General features: G+C 66.7%; 2 protein-coding genes. Both read left to right on the forward strand.

Annotation, left to right across the window (positions count from 1 at the left end):
* The first annotated feature begins 74 nt into the window (after window positions 1-74).
* Window positions 75-1,277, forward strand: a complete 1,203-nt coding sequence (locus RMO23_RS03550; protein WP_309678723.1) for an MltA domain-containing protein — start codon at window positions 75-77, stop codon at window positions 1,275-1,277.
* Between the two features lie 179 nt (window positions 1,278-1,456).
* A partial coding sequence (locus RMO23_RS03555) for a hypothetical protein (RefSeq protein WP_309678724.1) occupies window positions 1,457-1,666 on the forward strand: 210 nt, incomplete at its 3' end.

Genomic DNA, 1,666 nt, shown 5'->3' on the forward strand with positions numbered 1-1,666 from the left:
GGTCGCCGGCAGGGTCGGCCGGCTCGTCCTTCAGCTCGCCCTTCCTGCGCCCCGAAAACATGGTCCACCACACAATGAATACCAGCAGCAGCAGCGCCCCCAGGGCTTCGAGCAAGAGTAGGGTCATGAAATTTCCTTGGATGGCGTCAATTATCGCCATGGCGACGCTGCTGGCCTCGTGCGCCAGCCCGCCGCTGCCGCCAGCGGCGTCGTCACCTTCGCCGGGCGGCCTGGCCACGATCCCCGCCGGCCGTCCCGGCGATACCGGCCCGTTGCCGCCAACCCTGCAGCAGGGCAAAAGCCGCTGGGTGCCGGTGCGCTGGGCCGAGCTGCCGGGCTTTGAAGACGATGCGCTGCATGAGGCCTGGAACGCCTGGCTCAAGAGTTGCGAGCGGCCCGGCCCGACCTTTGCGCCGCTGTGCGCCGAGGTCAGGCGGCTCAGCATTGCCAGCGGGCAAGAGCAGCGCAGCTGGATGACGAGCCGGCTGCAGCCCTACCGCGTCGAAACCCTGCAGGGCGCGCCCGAAGGCCTGCTGACCAGCTATTACGAGCCGGTGCTCAAGGCCAGCCGCCAGCCCGCGCCGGGCTTCGAGGTGCCGCTGTACCGGGTGCCGGCCGGTCTGGGCGCGCGCCGGCCCTGGTTCTCGCGCCAGGACATCGACACCCTGCCCGAGGCGCGCGCGGCCCTCAAGGGGCGCGAGATTGCCTGGGTCGCCGACCCGATCGATGCGCTGGTGCTGCACATCCAGGGCTCGGGCCGGCTCAGCCTCAGCGAGCCCGACGGCTCGCAGCGCACCGTGCGCGTGGCCTTTGCCGGCTCCAACGAGCAGCCCTACCGCAGCGTCAACCAGTGGCTGCTGGAGCAGGGCGTGGCCAAGATCAACCCCTGGCCTGACGCCACCAAGGCCTGGGCGCGCGACAATCCGCAGCGCGTGCAGCAGCTGCTCTGGAGCAACCCGCGCTACATCTTTTTCAGGGAAGAAGCGCTCAGCGACTTCGACGCCGCCTTCGGCCCCAAGGGCGCGCAGGGCGTGGCGCTGACGCCGGGCCGCTCGATTGCGGTCGACCCCGGCAGCATTCCCTACGGCACCCCGGTCTGGCTGGCCTCCAGCGGCCGCGCCGCCCATCTGCAAAAGCTGGTGCTGGCGCAAGACACCGGCAGCGCGATAGTGGGCAGCGTGCGCGCCGACTATTTCGCCGGCACCGGCCCGCAAGCCGGCGAACTGGCCTCGCGCGTCAACCAGCCGCTGCGGCTGTGGGTGCTGTGGCCCAAGTGAGGGCAGTGGGCTTTGTGATGCTACAAAAACGATAGCTGTAGGCGACCGTCGTTATTGGGCTAGAGGCCGAAAATGCTGTTCAAAACGGTCTTCGAGGCAAAACTCCCCGGCCTGCGACGGGAAGCGGCTGACCGTCGAGTCCAGTACAGTCAACCGTCTCGGTACAAAGGCTACAGTGCATGTACCGAAGGCGCTCGCGCATCGGATCCAGCAGGCGGGTGGATTGCAGCGGAGGATTGCCGGGTTTTGGGGGCAATTCACAACTGAATGTTTACCCAGAATTTTCAACAAATAACAAGGCTGACAGCCCGTTTCAGGAGGATTTGATGCCCAGCTTATGGAGCGACGCCAAACATATGGAGCGGGTCTTGCTCTGGACATTACGTTAT

The organism is Polaromonas sp., from assembly GCF_031411155.1.
Taxonomy (GTDB): domain Bacteria; phylum Pseudomonadota; class Gammaproteobacteria; order Burkholderiales; family Burkholderiaceae_C; genus Polaromonas.

Coding starts and splice junctions, on each gene's coding strand:
- RMO23_RS03550 (WP_309678723.1), top strand. CDS start 75: ATGAATACCAGCAGCAGCAGCGCCCCCAGGGCTTCGAGCAAGAGTAGG.